7 protein-coding genes are annotated in these 7289 nt (G+C 62.0%); 4 read left to right on the top strand and 3 right to left on the bottom strand.

Annotated features, from left to right (window positions below; translation table 11 throughout):
• The 3 genes from ispE to ACESMW_RS08300 all read right to left on the bottom strand — a co-directional run.
• Nucleotides 1-653: 4-(cytidine 5'-diphospho)-2-C-methyl-D-erythritol kinase (gene ispE, locus ACESMW_RS08310; protein WP_372986579.1), on the bottom strand; the 653-nt coding region annotated here is incomplete at its 3' end.
• A complete protein-coding gene (lolB, locus tag ACESMW_RS08305) occupies nt 650-1291 on the bottom strand; it encodes a lipoprotein insertase outer membrane protein LolB (protein ID WP_372986578.1) in 642 nt (213 codons plus the stop codon). The genes ispE and lolB, both read right to left, overlap by 4 nt.
• The gene (locus tag ACESMW_RS08300; protein WP_372986577.1) at nt 1291-3042 is read right to left on the bottom strand and encodes a tetratricopeptide repeat protein; all 1752 of its coding nucleotides are present in this window, start codon (nt 3040-3042) and stop codon (nt 1291-1293) included. The genes lolB and ACESMW_RS08300 overlap by 1 nt, the downstream gene beginning before the upstream one ends.
• Before the next feature lie 221 nt (nt 3043-3263).
• On the opposite strand from ACESMW_RS08300, the gene hemA reads away from it, so the two are divergent.
• The 4 genes from hemA to ACESMW_RS08280 are packed head-to-tail and all read left to right on the top strand — an operon-like array spanning nt 3264 to nt 7256.
• Nucleotides 3264-4553, top strand: a complete 1290-nt coding sequence (gene hemA / locus ACESMW_RS08295; protein ID WP_372986576.1) for a glutamyl-tRNA reductase — start codon at nt 3264-3266, stop codon at nt 4551-4553.
• Complete coding sequence (gene prfA, locus ACESMW_RS08290) at nt 4550-5638, top strand: peptide chain release factor 1 (protein ID WP_372986575.1); 1089 nt, start codon at nt 4550-4552, stop codon at nt 5636-5638. The genes hemA and prfA overlap by 4 nt, the downstream gene beginning before the upstream one ends.
• Nucleotides 5628-6491, top strand: coding sequence for a peptide chain release factor N(5)-glutamine methyltransferase (gene prmC, locus ACESMW_RS08285; protein WP_372986574.1), 864 nt, complete (start codon nt 5628-5630; stop codon nt 6489-6491). Before prfA ends, prmC begins: the two co-directional genes overlap by 11 nt.
• Nucleotides 6492-6509: 18 nt before the next feature.
• On the top strand, nt 6510-7256 hold the full coding sequence (locus ACESMW_RS08280; protein WP_372986573.1) for a HesA/MoeB/ThiF family protein: 747 nt from the start codon (nt 6510-6512) through the stop codon (nt 7254-7256).
• Nucleotides 7257-7289: the final 33 nt, after the last annotated feature.

Genomic DNA, 7289 nt, shown 5'->3' with positions numbered 1-7289 from the left:
CTTCGAACTACATCCTCACAGTCGTTTCGGTACCTCGAGGCGTCTCCCTCAAAAGCGGGCGCTATTTTGATTCCGGGGGTATCCCTTGTCAACCCTTGCTCGGAAAAAATCTTTCCGGTGTTGATGTCGCAGGCTGGCTTGAGGACAACGAACCAGTCCTCCGGCGGGTTCACCGGCGTGAGTTTTTCGCCCACGCCTTCGCCGAAGGCGGCGTGGCCCCGGACGAACACTGGTACATCTGCACCGAGGCACAGACCGATCTCTGCCAGCTCGTCGAGGCTGAGGTCCATCTGCCACAGGTAATTGAGCCCCAGCAGGGTAGTGGCGGCGTTGGAGCTGCCGCCGCCGAGGCCGCCACCCATGGGCAGGCGTTTTACCAATGCGATGGTGACCCCGGGCAGGGTCTTCGTGGCGCGGGCCTCGAGGGCCCGGGCGGCCCGGACAATGAGGTTGTCTTCATCCGCGACCCCGGGCACCGGTTCCGCCAGCCGGACGCCAGGCTGGTCGGGCGTCAGGGTGAAGGTGATGTCATCACCGTAATCCAGGAACTGGAACAGGGTCTGGAGCTCGTGGTAGCCGTCAGGCCGGCGACCGACAATGTGCAGGAACAGGTTGAGCTTGGCCGGCGAGGGCAGGGTGATCGAGGTGTTCATTGCTCTTTCTCGAGGTCCCGCCATTGGCCGACCACCATGCGGACCCGCTTCTCACCCTTGAGTGCGGTAATCCGGGCGGGCAGCTCGGGATAGTCGGCCAGGAAGTCCTGCCAGCGGTCGTAACGGATTTCCCATCCGGCCTGGCGGATGATCGCCAACTGGTTCTGTTCGTCAAACAGGAGTCGGAAGTCACCGCCCGGTGCAGGCAGGCCACGGATCCACCACACCAGATTGTCGATGGGGAGCTGCCAGCCGGTGGCTGCCTCGACCAGTTCTTCCGGTTCGCTGGAACGGTAACTGTCGCCGTTGGGTAGGGTGAGCTCAAGGAATCCGGGAACCCCTTTCAGCGAGGTGCTGCCCATGCCCAGGAAGGAAGAAGAGAGTGCCAGGTCGTAGGCTTCGCCATCCTGGATCCAGTGGTTGATCAGGGCGGTGCCGCTGTCGGTGGGTTGGCGAACCGCCAGCTTGCCGGAGAGCTCCCATTGGTCGAACCGGCTCAGTTGGCGGGTTCGGTCGGCCCAGCCCGGCGGAGGCTGGTCAGTCATACCCTCGGGCAAGGGTTCCAGTTGAATGGTGGTACAGGCTTGCAGCAGGGCGGCCAGGACCAGGGCCGGGACAAGTCTGACTCCAGCGGTCATTATTGGGCCCCGTTACCGGTAAGCCGCTGGATGGTTTCACGCAGGATCTCGTGTTCCGGATCCTGATCGAGCCCTTCCTGCCAGACGATTCGGGCCTGCTCTTCCTCTCCGGCCATCCAGAGAGCCTCGCCATAGTGGGCGGCCACTTCCGGGTCCGGATAGGCTTCCCACGCCTTTTTCAGGTACTCCAGAGCAGGCTGAAGCTGTCCTTCCTGGAAGAGTACCCAGCCCATGCTGTCCAGGATGGCGGGGTTTTCCGGGTCCAGGCGCAGGGCACGCTCAATATAGGTGCGGGCCTCCTCCAGGCGATCCGTGCGGGTCGTGAGAATGTAACCCAGTGCATTCAGAGCAACCGCGTTTTCCGGCTCGGCTTCGATGATCCGGCGCAGATCGGTCTCTGCTTTGTCCGGCTGATCCAGCGTGTCGTAGAGCATGGCCCGGGCGTACCGCACCTGGACATTGTCGGGGAACTGCTCCAGAGCCTCGGTGGCGGACTCCAGTGCCTGCTGCTGGCGGTTCTCATCCAGCAGCAGGTTTACCTCGAGCAGCCAGAAGTTCTCGGCTTGCTTGGGGTGTGACTCCCGCATGTTGCGGATATGTTCAAGAGCTTCCGTTAACTGACCTTCCTGTGCCAGCAGGGCGCTCGAGCGCGCCAGTGCTGGGAAGTAATAATTGCCCTGCTTCACGCTCTGGTAGTAACCGATTGCCTGTTCAGTGTTGCCTTCCTGGTCCTCGATCCGGCCCAGGTAGTAATTGGCCTCGTTGGTGTGGTGCCCCTGTTCCACCAGGCGGGTCAGTTCCCTGCGTGCCAGTTCAAGCTGGTCGTTCTCCAGGGCGACCAGGGCGTGGGACAGCCGCAGCCCGGGAACCTCGGGGTAACGATTGACCAGCCGGTTAAATTCATCCTGAGCCGCTTGCAGTTCGCCTTCATTGATCAGCATCCGTCCGTACAGCGTTCCCATCTGCCGGTTGGCGGGAAAACGGCGGGTATTCACCATCATGTAATCCAGGGCCTCGCCTACCTCGCCGGTCTCGTAAAGCAGGTCCCCCTTGAGTACGATTGCCGGCTGGAAATTCTCGTGTTTCTCCAGCAAGGGCTCGAGGCGGGCAAGGGCATCACGGGGCTGGCCGGACACTTTCATCAGCAGGGCGATGCTGTATTCCAGTTCGGGGGTGTCCGGATGGCGTTCGGCCAGTTGCCGGTACAGGGTCAGCAGTTCCTGTTGTTGCTCCGGCGGCATGTTACCGGCGATGACCGCCAGGCTGTCGAAGTCTGCGTCACCGCCCTGGTCCATGATGGTTTCCATGTGGCTGAGGGCGGTTTTCAGGTCATTGCGTTTCACCGCCTGGATCGCGGAAACCCGGTGCGCCTGTGTGCTGTCCGGGTTTACTTCGAGCCAGAGTTCCGCCAGCTGGGTCTGTGCGTTGTCACCGTTCAGGGACTGGGCAATGCGCATGGCCCGCTCAATGACGCCCTCGTCCCGGGATTGCTGTGCGGCCTTGAGATAATGAACCAGGGTAACGTCGTACCGGCCGCGTTGGGCGGCAATTTCGCCGCTCAGCAGAAGGTAAAGCACCTCGGGTTCGAAATCCGAGTACTTGATCTGCTGTTCTGTCGGTTGGGCTGGGGGCGTTTCGGGCTGTTGCGGGGCGGCCTCTTCCTCTGATCCGGACAGGCTGGCGCAGCCAGAAACAGCAGTGAGGGTGGCGCCCATAAGAAAGGTGGCCAAAAACGGTGCGGATTTGTGCATGCAACTTCCCGTTACTTGTCAACGACACATCAGGATGACCTGAACTTGAGGCAGATCGGGTCCCGGCCTTTACCGAGTCCCTATAATGGCATAAGCATCTGATCTTGCCCAACCTGTCCGCACTTGCCGAAGATCAGCGGCTTTCGGGTGGCAGGTCAGGGCGGTGACAGTTAAAATGTCGGCAATATATCCTTTATACGCATGGGGTCTTTTCGCTCGAAATGGCATTGGTAACGCTGGGAATCAATCATCGCACTGCGCCCGTGGAGCTCCGGGAGCGGATAGCGTTCACCCCTGAGCGCATGGAAGAGGCGTTTGCCGAACTCCGTATTGCCTCCGGGGCCAGCGAGGCGGCGATCCTCTCTAACTGCAACCGTACCGAACTGTATCTTGCCGGCGATGATGACTGTGCGCCTATGGTGCTGCGCTGGCTGGCCGGGTTCCACAACCTGGATGCGGGCGAGCTGGAAGAAGCGGTCTATGTCCACCGGGATGCGGATGCGGTACGCCATGTCATGCGTGTTGCCGCCGGTCTCGATTCCATGGTGCTGGGCGAGCCCCAGATCTTCGGCCAGCTGAAAGATGCCTACGCCCTGGCCCGCAAGCATGGCGCCAGTGGTTCGTTCCTCTCCCGCATGTTCGAGCAGACCTTCTCGGTGGCCAAGCGTGTGCGTACCCAGACCGCGATTGGCGAAAACCCGGTATCCGTGGCCTATGCCGCGGTGAGCATGGCACACCACATCTTCTCCGACCTGTCCCGCAATCGTGCGTTGCTGATCGGTGCCGGCAAGACCATCGAGCTGGTGGCCCAGCACCTCTCGGAGGCGGGCGTCAAGGACTTCGTGGTTGCCAACCGGACCCTGGAGCGTGCCCAGTCACTGGCGGAAGCCCATGGTGGCAAGGGGATTGTCCTGTCAGAGATTCCCGACTATCTCCCGGATGTGGATATCATCATTTCCTCCACGGCCAGCCCGCTGCCCATCCTGGGCAAGGGTGCCGTGGAGCGGGCGTTGAAGAAGCGCAAGCACCGTCCGTATTTCATGGTGGATATCGCGGTGCCCCGGGATATCGAGCCGGAAGTGGCCTCCCTGGCGGATGTCTACCTGTACACGGTGGACGACCTGCGCCAGGTGATTGAGGAGAATATCCGTTCCCGTGAGGGTGCCGCCCGGGAGGCCGAGAATCTGGTCACTGACGGGGTTCAGGCATTCCTGAACCAGCTCAGGGCGCTGGATGCGGTCTCCACTCTCAAGCAGTTCCGCCAGCGCGCCGAGACGCTGCGGGATGCGGAAACAGAAAAAGCCCTGCGTGCGCTGCGCAACGGCAGCGATCCGGAAACGGTCCTTCGCAGCCTGGCCCGGGGCCTCACCAACAAACTTTTGCATGAACCGTCCGTACAGGTTCGTAAGGCCACCACCGAAGGCCGTACGGAGGTTACCGAGTGGCTGCGAGAGCTGCACCAGCTCGATGCCCTGGAAGCGGATGCCGCCACCACACCGGAAAAACTATGAAGCCATCCATTCAGTCCCGCCTCGAACAGCTGGTTGACCGCTTCGAGGAGGTCAGCGCGTTGCTGAGCGATTCTTCCGTCATTGGCAATCAGGACAAGTTCCGGGACCTGTCCCGGGAGTTTGCCGAGATCGAGCCGGTAGTTCATTGCTTCCAGGCCTGGCAGCACTCCCTGGAAGACATCGAAGCCGCCGAGGAGCTGGCAAACGATGGCGATGCCGACATGCGCGAGATGGCGGAAGAGGAACTGAAGAGCGCCCGCCAGAAAAGTGAGGAGCTGGACGAGGAACTCCAGCGCCTGATGCTGCCCAAAGACCCGAACGACCGTAAGAATGCCTTCCTCGAGATCCGTGCCGGTACCGGTGGCGATGAAGCCGCGATCTTTGCCGGTGACCTGTTCCGCATGTACTCCCGCTACGCCGAGCGCCGTCGCTGGCAGGTGGAGGTGCTCAGCGAGAATGAAGGTGAGCATGGCGGATTCAAGGAGGTCATTGCCCGGGTCAGCGGCGATGGTGTTTACGGAGCGCTCAAGTTCGAATCCGGTGCCCACAGGGTTCAGCGGGTTCCGGAGACCGAATCCCAGGGCCGTATCCACACCTCCGCCTGCACCGTGGCGGTGATGCCGGAGGCCGATGAGGCTGAGGCCGTCGAGATCAACAAGGGTGACCTGCGGGTGGATACCTTCCGGGCCTCTGGCGCCGGGGGCCAGCACGTCAACAAGACGGATTCGGCGATCCGGATCACCCACCTGCCCTCGGGCATCGTGGTGGAGTGCCAGGAAGAGCGCTCCCAGCACAAGAACCGGGCCAAGGCCATGAGCCTGCTCGCTTCCCGGCTGCAGAATGCGGAAATCGAGCGCCAGCAGAAAGCCAGGGCAGAAACCCGCAAAAGCCTCGTGGGCAGCGGTGACCGTTCCGAGCGTATCCGCACCTATAACTTCCCCCAGGGGCGGGTGACCGACCACCGCATCAATCTCACTCTCTATAAGCTGGATGAAGTGATTACCGGTGACCTGGACGCAGTGATCGTTCCCCTCCAGCAGGAACACCAGGCCGAGTTGCTGGCCGCACTTGCCGATGACCAGTAACCCCTCTCTGACCTGTGAAACCCTGATTCGTGAGGCTTCGCGCCGGATTGCCAGTGACACTTCGCGCCTTGATGCAGAGCTTTTGCTCAGTCATGTCACCGGTCTGGGCCGGACCAGTTTCCGGGCCTGGCCGGAGCGGGTGGTTGAACCGGCACAGGTCGCGGCTTTCGAAGCCCTGGTGACCGAGAGGGTCGCTGGCAAGCCGATCGCCTATCTGCTGGGGCACCAGGAGTTCTGGTCCCTGTCGCTGAAAGTCAGCCCTTCCACACTGATTCCGAGGCCGGATACCGAGTGCCTGGTGGAGGTCGCGCTTTCGCTGCCATTGCCTGGCAAGGCACGGGTGCTCGACCTGGGTACCGGCACCGGTGCCATTGCCCTGGCACTGGCCTCGGAGCACCCGGACTGGCAGGTCAGCGCCTGTGATACCGTGGACGAAGCCGTTGCGCTGGCGCGCGAGAATGCCCGGGCGCTCGGGCTTTCCGTTTCCGTGGTGCGAAGCCACTGGTTTGACGATCTGCCTCCGGGCAGCTTTGATCTAATTGTGTCCAATCCTCCTTATATAAAGGAGGGTGATCATCACCTTGCCGAGGGGGATGTCCGTTTTGAGCCGGGCTCGGCCCTGGTATCGGGTGTTGATGGTCTGGAGGATATTCGCGAAATTGTGACCAGGGCTCCCGATTGGCTGGCCGGCAATGGCTGGCTGCTGGTGGAGCATGGTTACGATCAGGCCGGGGCCGTGCAGGCGTTGTTCCGGGTCCGGGGCTTCGAGTCGGTGGAGAGCCGGCAGGATTATGGCCAGCGTGACCGTATGACGCTCGGCCGCTGGCCGGGCAATCCGGATAACAAGTCATGACAAAAAGGGGAGGCGGGTATGCTCAGTGACGAGGAGCTGCTGCGCTACAGTCGACAGATCCTGATGCCCCGGTTTGATATCGCCGGGCAGGAGAGGCTCAAATCCGCACGGGTGCTGGTGATTGGCGCCGGTGGTCTTGGTTGCCCGGTAGCCCTCTACCTAGGGGCTGCAGGGGTTGGCCACCTGACGCTGGTGGACGACGACGATATCGAGCTGGCCAATCTCCAGCGTCAGATCGGCTTTGACCAGAGCCAGTTGGGGGATTCCAAGGCGGAGAGCCTGGCGGATCGGGTTCGCAGGATCAATCCGCTGGTGTCGGTGACCGCCCTGAAGGCTCGTCTGGATGGCGAGGAGCTGGCCCGCTGGGTGGAGGAGGCGAGCCTGGTCGTGGATTGCAGCGACAATTTCCACACCCGCTTTGCCCTGAACCGTGCCTGTGTGGCGGCCCGCGTGCCGCTGGTTTCCGGTGCCGCCATCCGTGGCGAGGGGCAGTTGTCGGTCTATGATCGCCGGGTGGAGGACAGCCCTTGTTATCACTGTCTCTATCCGGAGCAGGGTAATGAGGATTTGACCTGTTCCCAGGCTGGTGTGATTGCGCCGCTGGTGGGTATGATCGGTTCGGCCCAGGCGATGGAGGCGATCAAGGTGATCACGGGTGTGGGCAAGCCCTTGGTTGGCCGGTTGCTGTTGCTCGATGCCTGGGAAATGCAGTGGCGCGAGATGAAGCTGGCGCGGGATCCGGATTGTCCGGTCTGTTCAAGGTGACGGGGGAGGCAGTGTTGGGGGGGGGCCGGGCCC

Source organism: Marinobacter sp., from assembly GCF_041690455.1.
In the GTDB taxonomy this organism is placed as follows: Bacteria; Pseudomonadota; Gammaproteobacteria; order Pseudomonadales; family Oleiphilaceae; genus Marinobacter.
Note: the sequence above shows the minus strand (reverse complement) of the source record. Positions and strands in the feature narration are given on the sequence as shown.